The sequence below is a fragment of the uncultured Porphyromonas sp. genome (assembly GCF_938046015.1).
In the GTDB taxonomy this organism is placed as follows: Bacteria; Bacteroidota; Bacteroidia; order Bacteroidales; family Porphyromonadaceae; genus Porphyromonas.
In genome coordinates, this window is record NZ_CALIXW010000046.1 from 69520 (window position 1) to 89778 (window position 20259).

The window sequence follows — 20259 nt, forward strand, 5'->3', positions numbered from 1 at the left end:
AGCCCTAACGCAGCTCGCCCCGCCGTGTCCGCACGGTGGGGCGAGCTGCGTTTGGGGGCAGAGGACGCGTGCCGTGCTTAGGGTGGGGGGAGGGTTAAGGCTAGGGGCGGCGTCCTCTGATCCTGCTGGAGCGGAGCGGAGGGATAAGGGGCAGCGGGAAAAGTAATATAATAATGGCGGGAATATGATATAATAATCCTTAGAAAGTAATATAATAATCCGCTGAAAGTAATATAAGAATTGGTGCAAACTTATATTACTTCTCTCGCTGCCCCTTAGCCCTCGCCTCCGCCCACCTTATCCCTCAGCTCTGTCCACCTTATCCCTCAGCCTCGGCGCACCTTGCTGTGAGGCGATCTTGGAGAGGGCGGACGAAGGCTGATCCCACGGCCTATCCTCAGCCCCTCGCTAAGGAGCAAGCGCTTGGCATCCGCCCATTGACTCCGCCCTAAGGCAAGCAAGAGCAAAGTGCAGGCGGCTGGCTACGGCGCTACCAGCGTTTTGCGGCTTGCTCCGCAGGGCCAGCTCCCCCCGCCGACTTCGGATGCCAGCAAGGTCAGCCCATCGAGCTCGGCTGCACCTTGCCTAAGTTTCAAGGGCTTTGCCCTCGGTCCCGCGTGGCGATGCTTAGCCCTCGCGCTAAGGTAGACAGCGGCGCGAGGCATTGGGGCAAAGGAAGTATCTTTGCCTTGGGTACAAGGGATGTACCCCACTAATAGCCCTCTAAGATGAACGGAATGAAACGAAGTAGCCTTGCCGCTCTCTTCCTACTTGTCCTAGGCCTGCCGCTGGTAGCGCACGGCCTAGGTGCGACGCGGCCGCTGCCTCAGATACCTCTCACGCCATCGCGCGCACAGCGCTACGTCTTCGAGCCTTGGACTGAGGAGGAGCGCGCCTTTTATCAGACCTTCCAGATCGCCTATGCCTTGAGTGGCCTAGCCCCCTTGGAGCGCTGGGAGCAGGAGCTCCTCTCGGCCGATTCGCTGCTCAAGGCGGCGCAGGCCGAGCTGGCAGACAGTATTTCCGTCCTTCGAGGCACTGTCCGAGCCTTCGAGGAGGAGCAGATGGCCGCGTCGGAGGAGGGGCCTTCCCCCGAGCTCAGTGCGGCTCTGACGCGTCTCGAGGGCTTGCTCGAGAGCCTAGGTCAGCTGCAGAGCCGTCTGTGGGACGAGGAGCGCGAGCTGCAGCGTCTGCTCTACGTCGACGATGCAGCCGTGGCGCGCAGGGACTCGATGCAGCGCTGGCGGGATATGATCGTCCGTGCGCTGATGCCCTACTACGGCAGCTGGCAGGACGCAGGGCGGAAGACGAAGTTCGAGATACGCTATGAGGCGAACCCTGACCGCATCGAGCTGAAGAGCCAGTTCTGGCAGCGGAGCTTCGTCCTGACGAACCGTCCCGTACCGCCCACCCTGCGCTGGGGTGGGGTGACGGATGCCACGACGACGCGGATCGCGGAGCTCCAGCTGCAGGGGGACGAGTTGCGCGCCAGCCTCCTCTTCCCCAACGGCAAGGAGGTGCGTATGGATGAGGAGCTACTCGTCCTCAGGCGTGGCGCGAGCCCCGACCGCCTCAGGGCGCACTTCTGCGGTCAGGACTACGAGCTGCAGCGTGTGGGGCCTTAGCCTCGCGGGCCTTAGACTATCTATTCCCTACCTAGTGACTATGACCGAGTATATACTGACGGACAAGGTCAGGAACGTGTTGGCCGTCAATCCCGCCACGGGTGACTATTCCTACGAGCAGGACGGCCGTGGCTATCTCTACCTCGATGGCGTCCTCCTCGAGCAGGAGGAGGCGGCCCTCGATATCGTCTCCGTGGGCGACTATGTCTACGTATGGTATGGTAGCCTGGGCACCCTAGCGGTTTATTCGGGGCATAGCCTCATCCAGGTCTTCGACAAGGACTATAGCCCAAAGAGAGGTGTAGGCCCGTATGCCGTGCATTATGTCTGGGGTGAGGACTTCGTGGCGTATGAGAATCTCCTCTCGCTCCCCGATGGGCAGCCGCTCTTAGCTCAAGGCGTACCCTATCGCTTGTATGAAAGGGAGGGGATGGCCTTCGGTCACGATCCCTATAGGCAGGTGATCTGTCCTCTGGATCACTCGGGGCAGCCGCTGTGGAGCTACCGCATCATGAGGTTGGGTGGAGCCTCCTATAGCCCCAATGCAAAGGATCAGCTCAAGAGCCTACTGGGGGTGGCTGCTGGGCTGCTGTGGATCTACACAGACTTTGGGCGACTGGTAGCCTTCGACCTTAGTACGGGGGAGCTGGTTCATCGGCTCTCGTCCAATTCCTACGACAGCACGAATCCCCGCTATACGATGGTCGAGAGCTTGGGGGTCTGCTTCTTCCGCGAGGAGGATAAGGCCATCGTGAGCATCAATAGCCTTGGGGTACGCATCTTCGATGCTGCTACGGCTGCGTGTCTCGAGAGCTACCGCTTCGCCGATGTAGACCCTGATGGGATCCCTGCCTTTAAGTACTTCGCCATCGCTCAGTTCCAAGGGGACTACTTTACCTTCAGGGCAGAGCGGGACGGAGCGAGCTATAGCTGGGGGTGGGCTGGGGTCTTTGATCTCAAGGCGCGCAGACTGCTGTGGGCTGGCGAGGTCATCCCCAGCCAGGAGCGAGAGCGGACGGGGAATGGCCTGGTCGCGAGCCGTCCCCTATACTATGCGGGGGATAAGCTCTACCTGCTGGATGCCGAGAACACCCTGCATATCTACCAGCGTAGCTAGCCGCTGCGAATGCCCGCTGCCGAGCGCCTACTGAACGTGATGTTGCAGCTGGCTCTAGTACATGAAGTCGGAGCTCTGTAGCTCGTAGCCTCATAGATTCGGAGGTGTGCGCCCTATGCCGCACAGGATTAGGTTGCTTGATAAGTGCAACAGCACTTCGTGTGCTCATGCTAGTATGCCTAGTTGAAGGCTCCTCCCGTAGCTGGAGTTGGCCTCCAAAGGTGTTAGCTGTAATGATGTGTCTTGGAAAAGGGATATGTATAGATCTCGTGCTCTATACATCAGAGGAAACTGCTAACTTTGCGTTGTAAGTCCAACCGTAAAATATGTATTCTATGAAACACCTAAAACAGCTAGCTTTTCTTCTTATCGGGACGCTGATACTAACCTCGTGTGGATATAAGAAGGAGGCTCAGACAGTAGTCCAAGACTTCTTTTCTGCTTTAAAGGCGGAGAATGAGGAGCGAATGGTAGAGCTTTATCCCGAGCTAGATAGTATCAGAAAGTACTGGAAGTCCGACACGATGATCATAAAGAGCATAGATAAGCTCTCCAACGATGAGTATCAGGTCGCGCTGACGAGCAAGTACACGAATGGGATAGGTAAAACCACGGTGACTGAAATGACCTTCTTTACTAGACCCGTGAACAAAGATAAGCCTGGTGAAGGGTATACCATCTATGACTCAAAGGGCTTCGCTAGTCTCAACGATGACCTCTTTTATAAGTTCGCGAAAAGAAGAGGTTATCTCAAGGAAGCGGGGCTGACAGACCAGCAGATCCTTCAGAAGATTGCTGAATCACGTCAAGCCCTAGTTGAAAACGTAAAGAAATTCGTGCAATACTTGCACGAGCATGTAACTGTAGAGGGCTTGACTTGGGATGCTCTTTCTGACTATGCGAGTGGGCGAGGTGTTGTGAAGAACAACACTGAGTATAGGCTCCCCAATCTTAAGTATGTCGTAACCTTTTACAAGGAAGATGGCAGCGAGCTTACTCAAGATACAGGGGTTATTACCTATTCAGAGCTACGACCTCATGGGATGGAGTCATTCTCCTTTTTTACCCAATACGCGGGGAGAGCTGCTCGGGCTAAGGTCGTTCTAGACTTTGACACCGAGTTCGTTCTTAGTGTGGCAGCTGAACGAGATTTCGATTAGGTTTCCCATTTGCCTATTGTATCTTATCCGCCGATTATATCGGTCTTTTCCTTAACTTTGCGTCCGTATCTAGAGAGGGGATAGCCCCGCCTAGGTACGGACGCTGAAGGTTCTACCCCCGACGAGCAGGATGCTGCGCGCCCTGGGGTGGATTAAAAGGGAAGCTGGTGCGATGCCAGCGCTATCCCCGTAGCCGTAAGGCCATCATGGTGCTACCTTAGGCCACTGCCCCGACACACAGGGTGGGAAGGCGTAGCACTTCGGGCCGAGCCGGAAGACCTGCCTCCAGCGCCATCAGCTTGCCAGAGCCGCGGCTGCCAGCATGTCCTGCTGCGCCCTCCGCTGCCTCTGGTAGACGGCTCTCGGGTAGAAGAGCAGGAGCTAGGTACATATATACCATGAGGGTAATGATGCGTCTCGGGCCAGCAGCCCAGCGCACTCCATACCCCGATCTCTATGCCTCCGACCCGAGACCAATGCTAATTCGGCTCGTAATCAAGGCATAGTATGAAGCTCAATGTCCCCCTTTCACTAGGAGCGCTTGCCCTAGTCCTTAGCCTCACCGCCTGCGGTGGAGGCCAGCAGCGCAGTCAGCAGTCTAGCGTCGCCCTCGGCGATGACTCCACAGACTTCGCCTTCCCTGTCACCGTCGAGTATGCCCATGGCTTCACCGTGACCAATCACCCCGAGTATAAGGAGCTGGTGATGTACCAGCCCGGCACGCGCGACACCGCAGCCTACTACATCCTCTACCCACGCGGTAAGGAGGAGCCGCGCGTGGCGAGTCGTCTAGCGACCTACCTCGCCGTGCCCGCACGCACCCTCGCTGTCAGCTCTTCGCCTCACGTCGGGGCAGTGGCAGTGCTGGGGCTGCAGGAGCAGCTCGTCGCGGTCTCCGACCCCGAGAAGGTCAACGACAGCATCACCCGCCAGCGCATCCAGGAGGGCAAGGTGCAGCGTATCGGCCGCGGCATGAGCAAGGATATCGAGGGCCTCATCGCCCTACGCCCCGAGGTCTACCTGCAGGACCTCTACAGCGGTACGGAGAAGGATGAGGACCTCATCGCCTCGGGGATCAAGATCGTCTACTTCAACAACTGGAAGGAGCAGGACCTCCTCGGGCGCGCCGAGTGGCTCAAGGTCGTAGGCCTTTTCTACGGGCGCAATGCCGTGGCGGACTCGGCCTTCCGCGCCATGCAGACCAACTACCGCGCCGCTGCCGAGCTGGCCAAGGGCGCCCGTGAGGTAACGCCCGTCATGTACGGCCTCGACTACAAGGGGGTATGGTACGTGCCCGGCGAGCACTCCTACATCGTCAAGGCCTTCGCCGATGCGGGCGTCAGCTGTGACTTCATCCCAGGGCAGATCGACAGCCGCCCCAGCAGCTTCGAGTACGTCTTCGAGCGCAATAGACACAAGAAGATCTGGCTCTGCCTGATGACGGGCAAGCTGGATAAGCTCTCCGACTTCCTCAGCCTCAACGAGCGCTACATCCACTTCGACGCCGCCCGTGAGGGGCAGGTGTGGGTAGACCGCAAGGAGCTCAATCGCGAGGGAGGAAACGACTTCTGGGAGAGCGGCCCCTATCACCCCGACCTTGTCCTCAAGGACTTCATCAAGATTGCTCACCCCGAGCTCCTCCCCGACTATGACACACGCTACTGGATGCTCCTCCGCTAGCTGGGCGGCGATGCGCCCGCAGCTGCTCTTCCTGCTGCTGGCCCTGGGGATCGTCGCGGCCTTCTTCCTCGATATCATGTGGGGGGCGACCTCGCTCTCGGCGGGCGAGGTGTGGGATGCGCTCTGGACGGGCGATGACAGCGTGACGGGCACCTATGTGGTGCGGCACTTCCGCCTGCCCAAGGCCCTGACGGCACTCTTCGCTGGGGCGGGCGTAGCGGTAGCCGGGCTGCAGATGCAGAGCCTCTTCCGCAACCCGCTGGCCGATACCTCCATCCTCGGAATCAATAGCGGGGCAGGCGTCGGCGTCGCCATCTACACGATGGCCTATGCCTTCTTCCCCACGGTGGCGCTCTTCAATTCGGGCGTCTCCTCCTGGGGGATTATCCTCGCGGCCTGTATCGGGGCGGCTGTCGTGCTGCTGCTGATCACGGGCGTGGCGAGCCGTGTGCGCAGCGTCGTCTCTGTCCTCATCGTAGGGGTGATGGTCGGCTTCCTCGCCAGCTCCATTATCTCTATCCTGCAGTACTTCAGCGACGAGGAGACGCTGAAGACCTACCTCTTGTGGTCCTTCGGGAGCGTTGCGGGGACGACCTGGCGCCAGCTGCATCTGCTGATGCCCGTGGTGGCGCTCGGGCTGGGCCTGGCGCTGCTGATGCCCAAGCCTATGAACGCCCTAGCCCTCGGCGAGGGCTATGCCCGCTCGGTGGGGACGAATGTGCCGCGTGTGCGCTTTGCCCTCATCGCCATCACCAGCCTGCTGGCGGGGAGCATCACGGCCTTCACGGGGCCTATTGCCTTCCTTGGGATGGCGGTGCCGCACTTCGTCCGTACGCTCTTCCGCACCAGCGACCACCGCATCCTGCTCCCAGCGACGATGCTCTCGGGGGCGCTGCTGCTGCTCGTCTGCGACCTCCTGACGCAGCTGCCTGGGCGCGGCCTCACGCTCCCGATCAATGCCCTGACCTCGCTCATCGGTGCCCCCGTGGTGATCTTTGTCGTCCTGCGTAGCCAGCGCGGGAGCTTCTCGCTTTAGCCTCCTCTATATATGAAGACAGAATTAGGACTAGAGCTCCGCGGCCTCACCACAGGCTACAGGGAGCGCCGCGGACAGGAGCAGCGCATCTCCGAGGGGCTCGACCTCAGCATAGCCCCAGGCGAACTGGTGCTCTTCATGGGCCCCAACGGCAGTGGTAAGTCCACCCTCATGCACACCATCGCGGGACTCATCCCGCCGCTGGCAGGCGAGGTCTCCATTGCGGGCGAAGCACTCCAGGGGCGCTCCCTCTCGGAGACCGCCCGCCTCCTGAGCCTCGTGCTCACCGAGCGCATCACCAGCACCACGATGACGGTGCGGGATGTGGTGCGCATCGGGCGCTACCCTCATATCGGCTACCTCGGTCGCCTGAGTGCCTCGGATGAGGCGATCGTCGAGGAGTCGCTCGGCCTCTGCCATCTCGAGGGGCTCCAGGCGCGCCCACTGAGTGCGCTCAGCGATGGCGAGCGGCAGCGTACGATGATCGCCCGTGCGCTGGCGCAGCAGACGCCACTCATCCTGCTGGACGAGCCGACGGCGCACCTCGACCTCCCCTCACGCCTGGAGGTCATCCTCATGCTGCGGCGCCTGGCGCACGAGACGGGGCGCAGCATCCTCATCTCGACGCACGAACTGGAGCTGGCCCTCTCCTGGGCTGATACGGTCTGGCTCCTCGACGGCTCGGGGCAGATTACGACGGGCACGCCCGAGGATCTGGTGCTGAGCGGAGCCTTCGAGTGCACCTTCGGCGGTGCAGGGCTGAGCTACGACAGACAGACGGGCGAGTTCACCGCCCTACAGCAGCACACCCAGCCCATTGCCCTTGTGGGCGAAGGCCTCGAGGCACTCTGGACACGCCGCGCACTCAGCCGCCTGGGCTACGAGGTGCTGGACAGCCCCGACCTTCTCCCTCGCGTCACAATAGAAAAGGGCTGCTGGTGGCTCACGACCTCCACCAGCAGCCCCCGTAGTGCGGGCTCGATAGGCGAGCTCCTAGCGCTGCTCGCTTCCTCTTCTCCCTCTCATCCCTAGACCATGACGCCCCAGCCCTACCGCATACTCTACATCCTAGACGCGCACACCGCGGTCGCTCCCTCGGAGGACGAGGCGCAGCTGCGGGTCGATCGCGTCGCCATCTCCCGCCTCAACGCACAGGATGCCGCTGCCTGGCAGCTCACCGAGCAGGCACACTTCATCCTCGTGCTGACGCATGGCTCGGTCTCCTGCTTCCGCGGCCTGCAGCGCCTCATCGCGGGGCTGAGGATGGAGCAGACGCTCTTTGTGCACAACAATATGGAGGACGAGTGCGCTGCCCTCATGCCGCAGCTGCGTCTCAGTGCTGCCGACTACCTGACGATACAGCGCTACGTCAAGTGCTACGACCGGGCGAACGCTACCCAGCTGCACCGCTTCCTGGCGTCGCGCTTCGGCGGGCTGGAGCTCGACTACGCCCCTGCGCGCTATCCCCGCTGGCATGGCCTCTACGGCTACAGAGAGGACGAGGAGGCTACACGCCTCACGGAGCTAGGCGAGGCACGGCGGCGAGGGCGCAGCATCATCGGGATCATCATCCCCTTCTACCTCTATCGCTCGGACAACCTGCGGCATGTGGATGCGCTGCTGGCGGCGCTGCGTCACCTTGGAGGCGAGCCCCATGCCCTCTTCTCTACGGGAGCGGAGGATGCCGTGACGGGCGAGCGGGGCATCAGCTACGCTCTGGATCGCTACTTCCGCCCCGAGGGCGAGGTGCTGCCACACTGCATCATCAACCTCATGCCCTATGCGCTGGGGATCTTCGAGCAGAGTGGGGCGATCTATACCCAGCCCGAGGACAGCTGTGCGGGCATCGTGCAGCAGCTGGCGCTGCCCATCCTGCAGACCTATGCGACGGGCTACAGCGCCGAGGAGTACCACCGCCGTGTGGACGGCCTCGACACCATAGGGCTGATCTCCAATGTCTGCTACCCAGAGCTGGACGGGCAGGTCGACGCCTATCCCATCGCCACGCGTGAGCTTAATGGTGAGGGCCTCCCTTACTTCGCCCCGCTGGAGGCGGAGCTCGGCTGGGTGGCACGGCTCGCCATGCGCTGGGCCGAGCTACAGCGCAAGCCCCAGTCGGAGAAGCGTATCGCGATCATCTTCCACAACATGCCCCCGCGCAACGATAGTATCGGTTGTGCCGCGGGCCTCGACAGTCCTGCCTCCGTCCATCACCTCATCAATAGGCTACGCGCCGAGGGCATAGAGCTGCCCGAGCACTACGCCGACGGCGACGCCATCATCCAACAGATCATCCGTGCGGTGACCAACGACAGCTCTTGGCTCGAGCCGAGCGAAGTGATGCGCCGTGCCGTGGACCGCATCCCTGTGAAGCGCTACCAAGAGTGGTACGAGGCGCTGACGCCCGAGGTGCAGCAGCGCCTCGAGGCCAGCTGGGGTAAGGCGCCGGGGGACTTCAAGGTCGTCGAGGGGGCTATGCCTGTGCCTGGGATTATCAACGGCAAGGTCTTCATCGGCCTGCAGCCACCGCGTGGCTACGAGGAGCACGCCGAGGCGATCTACCACAGCACGGATATCGTCTGCCCGCACTACTATATCGCCTTCTACCGCTGGGTGCGCTACGTCTTCGGCGCCGACCTCTTTATCCATGTCGGGACGCACGGCTCGCTGGAGTGGCTCCCGGGCAAGGAGAAGGCCCTTTCCTACTCCTGCTTCCCCCAGCTCAACACGCTGGACATGCCGCACCTCTACATCTACCACACGGCTGTCATCGGGGAGGCTATTCAGGCTAAGCGCCGCTCGGCCGCCGTGCTCCTGCATCATATGGAGCCCGCGATGCGTGAGGGGGGGACCTACGGCGGACTGGCGGACTTCGACGCGCGGCTCAATAGCTACATCAGCGGTGCGGTGGCCGAGAGCCAGCGCCCCGTGCTGCGTGAGGCGCTCCTTGAGGAGGCCCGCGCCCTCGAGCTGCATCAGGACCTCGGCTACCCTGCGACAGGGGAGGTCGAGGAGGACTTCTTCGTCGCCCTGCACAACTGGCTGGCCGAGCTCAAGGCCTCCATGGTGCGCGACGGCCTGCATATCTTCGGTCAGGTACCCACCGAGGAGCGAATGGAGGCGAGCATACGGATGCTCCTTCGCCTGCCCCACGGCTCGGTGACGACGCTGCTGGATGCGCTGGCTCGCTACTACGGCTACACCGAGGAAGGGCTCCTCGCCGAGCTGGAGGCCAAGGTCAGCCCCACGCAGACGGCCTCGATGCTGATCGATGAGCTGACCGAGCGCGGCCGCCAGCTCATCACGATGATGCTGGCAGAGGGCTTCGGCGCACAGCCGACCGAAGGCCAGCTGCAGGCCGTCCTCGGGCCTTGCCTAGGCGAAGCGGACGCGCTTCGAGCCGTCTTACAGCTGGCGCTGGACGAGGTCTACCCGCGTCTCTGTGGCATCACTCAGGAGCTGGACCACTGCGCCCTTGGGGTGCGCGGGGGCTTCGTCCCGCCCTCCAAGGGAGGCAGCCCGAGCCGCGGCCAGCTGGAGATCCTCCCCACGGGGCGCAATATGTACGCCATCGACCCGAGCGAGATCCCCTCACACGCCGCCTATCAGATCGGGGTGAAGCTCGGGCAGCAGCTCCTGGAGAAGCACCTCGAGACGGCGGGCAGTCTGCCCGAGTCCACGGCCTTCGTCCTCTATTCGGGCGACCAGATGCGGACGCAGGGCGAGGACATCGCCGAGATCCTCTGGCTGATGGGGCTGCGTCCCCAGTGGCTCAGCGACCACTCCGATAAGGTCGTTGGCCTGGAGGTCATCCCGCTCAGCGAACTAGGGCGTCCGCGTCTGGACGTCGTCTCGCGCATCTCGGGCCTGCTGCGCGACACCTTCCCCACACTGATCACGCTGCTGGATGAGGCTGTGCGCCTCGTCCTCTCCCTTGACGAGTCGCCCGAGGACAACTGGGTGAAGAAGCACTACGAGGAGGAGCTCGAGCAGCTGCAGGCCGAGGGGATAGACCCCGAGACGGCACGGCAGGAGGCTGCGCTCCGCGTCTTCGGCTGTCCCCCAGGGACCTACGGCGGGGGTGTCGCCATCCTCGTGGAGACTAAGCAGTGGCAGAGCAGCGACGACCTCGGCGAGACGGCCATCACCTGGGGCTGCCATGCCTACAGCCAGGAGCTGCATGGGCGTGTGTCCCGCGGCGCCTTCGAGCGCAAGCTCTCCCGCGTCGAGGCCACGGTCAAGAATCAGAACATCATTGGCTTCGACCTCTACGACATCGACGACGAGTACATCTACCACGGCGGGATCATCGCAGCGGTGAAGAAGCTCCGCGGCGAGGCGCCGAAGTCCTACTACGGCAATACCTCCGACCCGCGGCACAGCGTCGTGCGCAGCCTCGCCGAGGAGTCGGCGCGCGTCCTCCGCTCGCGCCTGCTGAATCCGCTCTGGATCGAGGGCCTCAAGCGTCACGGCTACCGCGGCGCCTATGATGTGGCCTATAATATGGATAACGTCTTCGGCTGGGATGCCACCGCGGACAGCGTCCTGGACTGGAACTACGAGGCGCTGGCGGAGCACTTCCTCGGCGATGCGTCCAATAGGGAGTGGCTCGAGTCGGCCAATCCCTGGGCGCTCTACGAGATCGCGCAGCGCCTCCTGGAGGCCGCCCAGCGCGGCATGTGGCAGGCCCGCCCCGAGACCCTCGAGATGATCACCGAGGTCTACCTCTCCTGCGAGGGGCAGCTCGAGGAGAGCGCCGCAGCTCCTCAGCCTGCGGCTGCCGCGCCACAGTCCTAGCCCGTCTCCTGCCCCCCGCCCATCCCTGTGCTCCTCCCCGCCCACTAGCCCCAGCTCCTTAGCTCCTCAGCCCAGTCCACCCCACTAGACCTTTAAGTAATGAGTACTTCTTCCAGCCCCACGCCCCCAGGCTCTAGCACGCAGCCTCGATACTTCCCCTTCAGCGCCATCGTAGGCCAGGAGAAGATGAAGCGTGCCCTGCTGCTCAACCTCGTAGACCCCAGCCTCGGCGGCGTCCTCATCCTCGGGGAGAAGGGCACGGCCAAGTCCACCATCGTGCGCGCCCTCAGTCAGCTCCTCGAGGGGCTCTCTGTCGTGGAGCTGCCCATAGCCACGACGGAGGACAAGCTCGTCGGCTCCATCGACGTGGAGCATGCCCTGGCGACGGGTGAGCTGCGCTTCGCCCCCGGCATCCTCGCTCGTGCCCACGGGCAGATCCTCTACGTCGATGAGGTCAACCTCCTCGAGGACTACCTCGTCGACATCCTCCTGGATGTGGCGGCCATGGGCGTCAATCATATCGAGCGTGAGGGCATCTCGCATACCCACCCCGCGCGCTTCACCCTCGTCGGGACGATGAACCCCGAGGAGGGCCACCTGCGCCCGCAGCTCCTCGACCGCTTCGCCCTCTCCGTCGAGGTGCGTGGGGAGCGGAGTGTCGCTGCTCGGCGTGAGGTGCTGCAGCGCCGTCTGGACTACGAGCGCGACCCCGAGGCCTTCTGTGCCCGCTACCAAGAGGAGGAAGAGCAGCTCGGTGAGCGCCTCCGTCAGGCGCGCCTTCGCCTACCTCAGCTACGCTACTCCGAGCCGCTGGTGGAGCTCGTCGCCCGCCTCGGGATCGAGCTGCAGGTGGACGGGCACCGCTCGGACATCATGCTGCTCAAGGCCGCCCTCGCTACCGCCGCCCTCGAGGGGGCAGAGGAGCTTAGCCCCGAGCACGTCTATACAGCGGCCGAACTGGTGTTGCCGCATCGCCTGAGACGCTTGCCCTTCGAGGAGCGCTACTTCTCGGCCGAGGACATCCGTCAGCTCTGCGAGCGCCTCTTTGCCGAGAGTATGAACAAGGAGTCTAAATAAGGATAAGGACACTCGTGGGTACGAAGCATCGCTTCTCTCAGTGGATCGGGGCGGAGGCCGCACGCCAGGCGCTCATCCTCACCCTGCTGCGGAGGCAGGGCGCGAGCCTGCTGCTCAGTGGTACGAGCGGTAGCGGCAAGTCTATGCTCCTCTCCTGCGTGGCAGCGATGTACCCCGAGGAGGTGAGCTACCTGCCGCTGAGCCTCAGCCCCGAGATGCTCTACCCCAGCTATACGCTGGGCGCTGAGGGCGGGCTGCGCTGGCGCTCGGGCCTGCTGGAGCGCCTCGAAGGGCGCATCCTGCTGGTGGAGCAGCTGCCGCTGCACAGCCGCGAGCTCCTCAGTCAGCTGCTGGCCTACCAGGAGCAGCTGCCCGAAGAGCGGCGCTGTACGCTCATCGCCACGACCAACCCCGAGGAGGGGGCGGTCGCCTCGGCGCTGCTGGATAAGTTCGACCTCTTCGTCGAGCTCCAGCCCACGGAGGATCTGGCGCTGCGCAAGCGTATCCTCAGCGAGGCCCTTCGCGAGCCTGAGGCGGGGGAGGATGCGACCTTCCTCAGCCTGCTGGAGGCTGCGCGCGAGCGCCTGGGGCGGATGACGCTGGGGGTGGAGCTGCTGCACTACGTGGCGCAGGTCTGTGCCGAGCCGCTGACGCTGGGGCATAGGGCGGAGCTCGCCCTCGCACGTAGCGCCCTAGGGTGGGCAGCCTGGCAGAGCAAGCCGCGTGCCGAGCGCAGCGATGTCGACGCCGTGCGGCAGCTAGCGCTGGCGCATCGCTGGCTCCAGACGCAGCCCGAGCCCCCTGCCACCGAGCCCCCCAGCGAGGGAGCGGAGGACGAGGAGCAGCAGGAAGCGCCCGAGGACAGTCCACAGAGCCCCGAGGAGGATCAGGACAAGTCGGCACCTGAGCCCGACAAGGCGTCCGACGATGGCTCCGAAGGGGAGGGCGAAGTGCCGCCCTCCAGCTCGGAGGAGGATGCGGCGGGCGCCGAAGCGCCCGAGGCAGGGGCTCACAGCCCCGAGCCCGCGCAGCTGCCGTCCCCCGAGACGGAGCCTACGGATAGCCCCGCGCCGCCCTCCGAGGCGCGCCTACAGCAGGCCGCTGAGGCCTGCCTCCTACGCGATCCACTGGGCAGAGAGGTGCAGCGCCTGAGGGAGCTCCTCGGCTCGGGGCGCCGCCTCTACAGCGAGCAGCCCAGCCGCCGCGGACGCCTGGGACGTGTGCGCCCCTACAGCAGCCAGACTGCTCAGCTCTCCCTCCCTGCCACCATCCGCGCCGCCATTCCCTATCAGCGCCTCCGTGCTGGGGCGGAGGACCGTGCCCCCGCGCGGCTCTCGATCCGCCCCGAGGACTACCGCAGCAGGCAGTACCGCCACCGCGGCGGCTATCATATCCTCTTCGTCCTCGACGTCTCGGGCTCTATGGGTGTGCGGGAGCGGATGAGCCTCGTCAAGGGTACGATCCTCGAGCTGCTCAAGGAGGCCTACGCCAAGCGCGATCAGGTCGGCCTCATCACCTTCGCCCAGGATGAGGCGGAGCTGCGTCTGCCCTTTACCCACAGCGCCGAGCGCGCGGCGCAGCTGATGCAGGATATACGTACGGGCGGGCGCACGCCGCTGTGGCTGGCCATAGAGCGCGCGGCGCAGTATCTCGATGCCGAGCGGCGTCGCGTGGCCGAGTGCCTCCCCGTGGTACTGCTCCTGACCGATGGCCGTGCCACCTCCTCGCAGCGCAGTGAGAACCAAGCCGACCGCATCACCGAGGCCGCTCGGCTGCTGCAGCAGCGCTGCCACCGCTGCCTCGTCATCGATACCGAGAGCGGCTTCGTCCGCCTCGGCAAGGCACGCCAGCTCGCTGAGCGCCTTGAGGCCGAATACTATCACCTGGACGAACTGGCGCAGCTACGCAGCCTCCTTCGTCCGCACTAGATCCTAGCTCCTGATGCCCCAGACCTTAGCTTCGTCCCCCAGCCTCAGCCCCGAGCAGCTGCTCTTCCATACGCCTCTAGGCGACGCGGTGTACTTCGCCCAGGAGGCGATGATCGTCTGCTTCGGCGGGCGGCGCGGCGTCGTCAGCAGCTCCAACCTCAATGGCGGCTACCGCGCTGACCTACGCTATGCCTTCAACCACAGCGTAGGCCGCGACCCCAATATCCTGCAGAAGCGCTGCCCAGGGCTCAAGGGCGCCAACATCATCGAGCACTACGCCGCCATCGCCACCGAGCTGGGCCTCGACCCCGCCACTACGACGGGTATGGGTACGGCGGCGCTCATCGAGAACCATGCCCGCGCCGAGCGTAGCTACCACGGGGTGACCGTCCAGGCCGTAGCCACGGCGGGCATCGACGTCAACGGTGGGCGTGCGGGGGACAAGGCCAGCTACGACGAGTTCGAGCGCCGCAGCCTCCTGCTCCCGCCTGGGACGATCAATATCTTCCTCTTCATCAACGCGCGCCTCGACGCAGGGGCGCTCACCCGCGCCATGATCACCGCCACCGAGGCCAAGACGGCTGCCCTGCAGGAGCTGATGGCCCCGAGCCGCTACTCCGAGGACCTAGCCACGGGCTCGGGTACGGATAGCCTCATCGCTGTGTGCAATGAGGAGTCCGAGACCGTCCTCTATGGGGCGGGCAAGCATGTCCTCCTCGGAGAGATGATCGGGCAGTCGGTCAAGGAGGCCGTCACCCGCGCCCTGGAGCTGCAGTCGGGTATGAACGCCCAGCGACAGAGCTCCTTCCTCCAGCAGGGCCTGCGCTACGGCCTCGGCGCTGAGGCGCTGCTGGCATGCTACCGCACCGAGTACCCCGAGGCGCGGCAGAGCGAGGAGGCACGGCGGGAGGCGCTGGAGGGCCTAGCGGCCGATGGGCATCTCTCGGCGCAGATCGCCTCACTGCTCCACCTGGTGGACCAGTGGCGCTGGGGGCTCATCAGCTGGGCTAGCCTCGTAGCGCTCGCGCAGCTGGGCCTCGTCTACATCGCACGGCGCTACCAGCTGGGTGCCTACATCGGCTCGCTGGGGCAGGCAGTGGAGCAGCGGCACGAGCTGCTGCTCACCGAGCTCCGCCAGCTGCTGGTGCGCATCCTCTACAAGCGGCTCAACTAGCCCCTCACCCTATACCCCTACCACAATACAAGTATTAGTTTATTAACCAATAGTAATTATGAAGAAAACTTTGCTTCTCCTCTCCGCCCTAGCTCCAGTGACGCTGCTGGCTCAGGGCACGAGTGCCGATAGCATCTCCACGCACCAGCTGGATGCCGTCCTGGTCTACTCCACGCGTACGCCTGTCCCCCTCAAGCGTGTCCCTGGCAAGATCGAGGTCATTCGCCCCGAGGCGATTGAGGCCGCTGGGCTGAGGGACCTGACGGACGTGCTCAAGAATAAGAGCTCCGTCGACGTCATCCAGTACCCCGGCTTCCTCTCCAATGTCGGTATCCGCGGCTTCATCCCCGACTTCTCCCGCTCCCGCTATGTAGCGGTGCTGATCAATGGCATCCCCTCGGGTACGTCCAACCTCTCCACGCTCACCCTCGGCGGCATCGAGCAGATCGAGGTGCTCAAGGGGCCCTTCTCCTCCATCTATGGGACGAATGCTATGGGCGGCGTCATCAACGTCATCACCAAGCGCCACACGGGCCCGATCTCGGGGGTATTCACGACCTCGGCAGGCTCCTTCGGCACGGGGCGCGGGGCGGTGAGCTTCGGCGGCAGCATCACCGAGCGCCTCTCCTTCGACGTCAATGCCTCCTATGAGTCGCAGGCGCGTAGCTACACGGTAGGGAAGCATAACTTCCTCAAGACGACTAAGCTCGAGGACGCCATCCTTGACCCCACGAAGAAGGGAGCGGTAATGCCGGGCTCCACCTTCGGCGTGATCAAGGCCAATGCCCGCCTAGGCTATCAGTTCAACGATGACTGGTCGCTGCACATCTTCGAGGACCTCTTCCGCGGCGATGGCATCATGAACGGCGGCTCCATCTGGGGCGTCTACGGCACGAGCAAGAAGGACCTCAACCGCTCCATGACCTCGGCTGAGCTGCGTGGGCGTCTCGGGGCGCACCTCCTGACCTTCACCCCCTACTACTCGCGCGAGCAGAGTGACAACTATAAGGTGGGTACGGGCACGGACTACCGCAATAGCTCCTCGATCAATAGCAGCTGGGGTGCCATCCTGCAGGACGAGCTGCGTCTCGGCGCACATCGCCTGGTGCTGGGGCTCGACACGCGTAATCAGGACACCGATACACGTAGCTTCAAGGCCGACGGCTCGGCCGCTGTGCCCTACCAGCCCAATGTCTCTACGCGCGGGCTGGGCCTCTTCGCTCAGGGGCATGCCAGCCTGCTGGACGACGCTCTGAGCGTCTCGGCAGGGCTGCGCGCCGACTTCATGGGCCTCTCGCTCAAGGACAACGCCGACCTGCGCAGTAAGGCCACGACCGAGTCCTTCAGCATCCTCAGCCCCAACCTCGGCCTCAAGTACGAGCTCACCAAAGGCCTGATGGCGCACGCCAGCATCGGCTCGGCCTTCTCTGCCCCCTCGGCCTACGAGAAGGCTGGGGAGTACCAGACGGCCTACGGCATCACGCGTGGTAATGCCTCCCTTCGCCCCGAGACCTCGCTGACCTACGACCTCGGGCTGAGCTATACCAACCGTGAGCTCGGTGTCCAGCTCGATGCTACCTACTTCGACACGCAGCACCGACAGAAGATCGTGAAGGTGGCCGCAGGCAAGCAGGCCGCACTCGACGCGCAGGGTAAGCCCATCCTGGACAATAATGGTCAGGCCAAGCAGCTCACGGTGACGAGCTTCGACAACGCCGACAAGGCGCACATGAGCGGGCTGGAGCTCGTAGCCTCCTACGACTTCGGTAGCCTCGTGGCCTATCGCTACTCGCTGCGCACCTATGTCAACGCTACCTTCATGTTCGACAGCCGCTACAAGGCTAAGGGCGCCAGTGACTGGACGCAGCTGGAGTCGATCCGCAAGCAGAATGTCACCTTCGGCATCGAGTATAAGGCGCCCTATGGGCTTGACCTGGGGCTGACGGGGCGCTACCTCGGTAAGCGCTACGAGCACAACTGGTACGGCTACTACTCGGATGTACGCCCTGGCCTCTCGGCGCTAAACAAGGCTGAGATGCCCGAGCTAGAGCAGGCGGGTCAGCTGCTGCACCCTGCAGCCCTCGTCTGGTCGGCCTCCGCGCACTACAACCTGACCAAGCAGCTGCGCGTCGGGGCCAATGTCCACAACATCTTCTCGGAGTACTACACGGAGAAGGACGGCTACCACATGCCCGGCCGCTCGCTGCAGTTCACCGCTTCCTATCGCTTCTAGCCTCGGCTAGCGAGCAGCCTCCTCAAGTGCCAGGGGCGGCGTAGACCCCTCGGTCTACGCCGCCCCTGGCTGTAGCTTGTCCCTGCCCCCTCGCCGCGGCTGCCTCCCTTCGAGGGTCAAGGAGTAAGGCGACGTATCATCAGCGCTGATTATAGGTGCGCCTCCTTGAGCTCCGCTAAGGGGCGTCAGGCTATCCTTCATCATCCTCGTGTGTGCTTTGCTTCTACATGTAGGATAAGCCCCAGCGGGGCGACCCGCCCCAAGCCCAGGGTGCGCAGCCCTGTAAGGGCGCCCAAACCTGGGTAGGCCACAAGAATAAGAGACAAAGCCCTACAGGGGCGACCCTCAAAGCGGTATTACTGTCCCAGTCGTGCTCCTCCGACTTCGCGATTACTCGTTTTGAGGGTCGCCCCTGTAGGGCTTTTAGGGTATATGTATATCCGAACCCAGGGTTCCGTCACGCCTGTAGCGTTCCCTTACCCTGGGCTTTGGGCGGGTCGCCCCCTTGGGGCTTGCGTGGCCGTTGGCTCTTTGCTAAGGGCTGGGTATAGCTTGGAGGACGCTTGATGAGACAGCCTTCTGCGGGGTGGGGCCGCGCTTTCGGCTAGCATGGCCTCCCCCTCGGGAGGGCTTGCGCTTGGCTGTCGTGAGGGATATCCCTCACGGTGCTGAGGGACGTCCCTCAGCGTCGCCACGGACGCCCCTCAGCGTGCTGACCGATATCCTTCAACACCCCGCCTCCTTAGCCCCTGACTCGGGTAGGGGCGTGGTGGGGTGAGCTCGGGGCTCCTTGGGGCGCTCGGGATGGAGCTGTCCTGCCTCCCGCTGGGGCTACTCCTAACTTCCCCAGGGAGGGGTAGGTAAGCCACCTTGAGCAGCCTCTAGCTGGACTCTCGAGGAGGGCGGTGTGCAGCGCTTTGCCGTGTCCCGCCTTTTGCTTAGCTTCGCCCTCAGAATCCCTTGGGAAGGACCCTTGGGGACTTAGTAACTAGACCTACACGACACCTATGCAATCCAGCACTACGCACAAGGACATCCGCCACGAGGGCGATGCCGTCCGAGGACGCGCTCTAAGCCGTGCACTCAGCACCGTGCTCCTCTCTTTGCTCCTCCTCGGGAGCAGCAGCTTCCTCGGAGCCCAGCAGCAGGAGCTCACACCTCGTCAGCAGCTGGAGCGAGCCTTCGCGGAGCTACGCGCCCAGCCCAGTGACAGCCTCAAGCAGCGCGCCTTCTTCCAGGCCTATCCCGAGACCTTCACCGAGCTGCAGGAATGCTTTGTCTCCAACCGCTTCAAGCCCGAGGAGCTGGACTACATGGCTTATGTTCGAGCCTTTGAAGGCATGACTTATGTGACGGATGCGGAGAAGATGGAGCGCCTGTTCTCCCTGATGCTCTGTGGCTATTGGCAGGCCGATGCGCCCTCCATGCATGTAGATCTAATGCAGCGGCTGATGCGCAAGCAACCCCAGCTAGCCTTTTCCATAATTAAGAAGCAACGTAAGGTGCGGCAAATCCTTTTCTGGCAGTACTATTGGGAGAATCCAGTTAAGGATCCCTCACAGGAGCAAGACCTGAAGCTGTACATGCAGGTCAGGGGTTATGACGCAGAGAAGCGTATCATGCGTGCCGCCTATGAGGACTTCCGTGGCGAGCTGCCCGTGCTTGATCATGTCTAAGTCCGCGCCTCCGCCTCGAGTTAAGTTCGTTCGCACGATGGCCTCATCGTGTCTCGCTCCTCTCTAGCCTGAATACCAACTATTGATACCCTAATAATCGATGCGTACTATCTTACTATCCCTACTCCTCCTCGGGAGCAGCAGCGCCCTCGCGGCACAGCAGCAGGAACTCACCCCTCGTCAGCAGCTGGAGCGTGCCTTTGCTGAGCTACGCACCCAGCCCAGCGACAGCCTCAAGCAGCGCGCCTTCTTCCAGGCCTATCCCGAGTACTTCATCGGCCTGCAGACCTGCTTTGTCCTGGATCGCTTTAGCGCCACGGAGGCTCTGGACTACACCGCCTACTTCGATGCCTTTAAGGGGCTGACCTTTGTCTCCGAGGCGGAGAAGATGAAGCGTCTGTTCAATATCATGGTCGGGGGCTATTGGGAAGCCGATGCCCCGAGCGCTCATTTCGGCCTGATGGAGGAACTGATGCGTAAGGATCCACGTCGGGCCTTCGCGCTGATCTCCAAGGAGACTGAGAGCCGCCAGATCCTCTTCTGGCAGTGCTACTGGCAGGGGCCTATCAAGAACACGCAGCAGGCTCAGGATCTCCAGCTCTATAGTGGTGTGAAGGGCTATGAGCGCGCTAAGCGTATCATGAGCACGGCCTACCGGCAGTTCAGAGGAGAACTCCCCGTATTCTTCCCTGGGGATTACCTATCTTGACTGTAAGCGCGGGGCAGACCCTCTTCGGACGGGGCTAGCAGCAGGAT

At 63.1% G+C, this 20259-nt stretch carries 13 protein-coding genes and 1 riboswitch; all 13 genes read left to right on the top strand.

Annotation, left to right across the window (positions count from 1 at the left end; translation table 11 throughout):
* Positions 1 to 737: 737 nt before the first annotated feature.
* Positions 738 to 1625 carry a hypothetical protein gene (locus Q0248_RS06830; protein ID WP_299320970.1) on the top strand — a complete coding sequence of 296 codons (888 nt, stop codon included), beginning with the start codon at positions 738 to 740 and terminating at the stop codon, positions 1623 to 1625.
* A 40-nt stretch (positions 1626 to 1665) separates the two neighbouring features.
* On the top strand, positions 1666 to 2742 hold the full coding sequence (locus tag Q0248_RS06835; RefSeq protein ID WP_299320971.1) for a hypothetical protein: 1077 nt from the start codon (positions 1666 to 1668) through the stop codon (positions 2740 to 2742).
* Positions 2743 to 3077: 335 nt separating this feature from the next.
* A complete protein-coding gene (locus tag Q0248_RS06840; protein ID WP_299320973.1) occupies positions 3078 to 3902 on the top strand; it encodes a hypothetical protein in 825 nt (274 codons plus the stop codon).
* A gap of 90 nt (positions 3903 to 3992) precedes the next feature.
* Positions 3993 to 4204, top strand: a riboswitch (cobalamin riboswitch).
* Between the two features lie 205 nt (positions 4205 to 4409).
* Positions 4410 to 5582 carry an ABC transporter substrate-binding protein gene (locus Q0248_RS06845; protein WP_299320974.1) on the top strand — a complete coding sequence of 391 codons (1173 nt, stop codon included), beginning with the start codon at positions 4410 to 4412 and terminating at the stop codon, positions 5580 to 5582.
* 10 nt (positions 5583 to 5592) lie between these two features.
* The gene (locus Q0248_RS06850) at positions 5593 to 6618 is read left to right on the top strand and encodes an iron ABC transporter permease (RefSeq protein ID WP_299321038.1); all 1026 of its coding nucleotides are present in this window, start codon (positions 5593 to 5595) and stop codon (positions 6616 to 6618) included.
* Between the two features lie 12 nt (positions 6619 to 6630).
* Positions 6631 to 7650, top strand: a complete 1020-nt coding sequence (locus tag Q0248_RS06855; RefSeq protein ID WP_299320976.1) for an ABC transporter ATP-binding protein — start codon at positions 6631 to 6633, stop codon at positions 7648 to 7650.
* A gap of 3 nt (positions 7651 to 7653) precedes the next feature.
* Positions 7654 to 11415 carry a cobaltochelatase subunit CobN gene (locus Q0248_RS06860; RefSeq protein ID WP_299320977.1) on the top strand — a complete coding sequence of 1254 codons (3762 nt, stop codon included), beginning with the start codon at positions 7654 to 7656 and terminating at the stop codon, positions 11413 to 11415.
* Positions 11416 to 11514: 99 nt separating this feature from the next.
* Positions 11515 to 12492 (top strand): AAA family ATPase, encoded by a 978-nt coding sequence (locus Q0248_RS06865; RefSeq protein WP_299320979.1) that lies wholly within the window; start codon positions 11515 to 11517, stop codon positions 12490 to 12492.
* A gap of 14 nt (positions 12493 to 12506) precedes the next feature.
* The gene (locus Q0248_RS06870) at positions 12507 to 14420 is read left to right on the top strand and encodes a VWA domain-containing protein (RefSeq protein WP_299320981.1); all 1914 of its coding nucleotides are present in this window, start codon (positions 12507 to 12509) and stop codon (positions 14418 to 14420) included.
* A gap of 13 nt (positions 14421 to 14433) precedes the next feature.
* Complete coding sequence (locus Q0248_RS06875; protein WP_299320982.1) at positions 14434 to 15594, top strand: adenosylcobinamide amidohydrolase; 1161 nt, start codon at positions 14434 to 14436, stop codon at positions 15592 to 15594.
* A gap of 58 nt (positions 15595 to 15652) precedes the next feature.
* Entirely contained in the window at positions 15653 to 17827 is a 2175-nt protein-coding gene (locus Q0248_RS06880; RefSeq protein WP_299320984.1) for a TonB-dependent receptor, read from the top strand.
* Between the two features lie 1007 nt (positions 17828 to 18834).
* A complete protein-coding gene (locus tag Q0248_RS06885; RefSeq protein WP_299320985.1) occupies positions 18835 to 19503 on the top strand; it encodes a hypothetical protein in 669 nt (222 codons plus the stop codon).
* A gap of 100 nt (positions 19504 to 19603) precedes the next feature.
* Positions 19604 to 20212: a hypothetical protein gene (locus Q0248_RS06890; RefSeq protein WP_299320987.1), complete on the top strand. Its 609-nt coding sequence runs from the start codon at positions 19604 to 19606 to the stop codon at positions 20210 to 20212.
* Positions 20213 to 20259 lie beyond the last annotated feature (47 nt).

Coding starts and splice junctions, on each gene's coding strand:
- Q0248_RS06855 (WP_299320976.1), top strand. CDS start 6,631: ATGAAGACAGAATTAGGACTAGAGCTCCGCGGCCTCACCACAGGCTAC.
- Q0248_RS06890 (WP_299320987.1), top strand. CDS start 19,604: ATGCGTACTATCTTACTATCCCTACTCCTCCTCGGGAGCAGCAGCGCC.
- Q0248_RS06850 (WP_299321038.1), top strand. CDS start 5,593: ATGCGCCCGCAGCTGCTCTTCCTGCTGCTGGCCCTGGGGATCGTCGCG.
- Q0248_RS06885 (WP_299320985.1), top strand. CDS start 18,835: ATGCAATCCAGCACTACGCACAAGGACATCCGCCACGAGGGCGATGCC.
- Q0248_RS06840 (WP_299320973.1), top strand. CDS start 3,078: ATGAAACACCTAAAACAGCTAGCTTTTCTTCTTATCGGGACGCTGATA.
- Q0248_RS06860 (WP_299320977.1), top strand. CDS start 7,654: ATGACGCCCCAGCCCTACCGCATACTCTACATCCTAGACGCGCACACC.
- Q0248_RS06865 (WP_299320979.1), top strand. CDS start 11,515: ATGAGTACTTCTTCCAGCCCCACGCCCCCAGGCTCTAGCACGCAGCCT.
- Q0248_RS06845 (WP_299320974.1), top strand. CDS start 4,410: ATGAAGCTCAATGTCCCCCTTTCACTAGGAGCGCTTGCCCTAGTCCTT.
- Q0248_RS06880 (WP_299320984.1), top strand. CDS start 15,653: ATGAAGAAAACTTTGCTTCTCCTCTCCGCCCTAGCTCCAGTGACGCTG.
- Q0248_RS06875 (WP_299320982.1), top strand. CDS start 14,434: ATGCCCCAGACCTTAGCTTCGTCCCCCAGCCTCAGCCCCGAGCAGCTG.
- Q0248_RS06835 (WP_299320971.1), top strand. CDS start 1,666: ATGACCGAGTATATACTGACGGACAAGGTCAGGAACGTGTTGGCCGTC.
- Q0248_RS06830 (WP_299320970.1), top strand. CDS start 738: ATGAAACGAAGTAGCCTTGCCGCTCTCTTCCTACTTGTCCTAGGCCTG.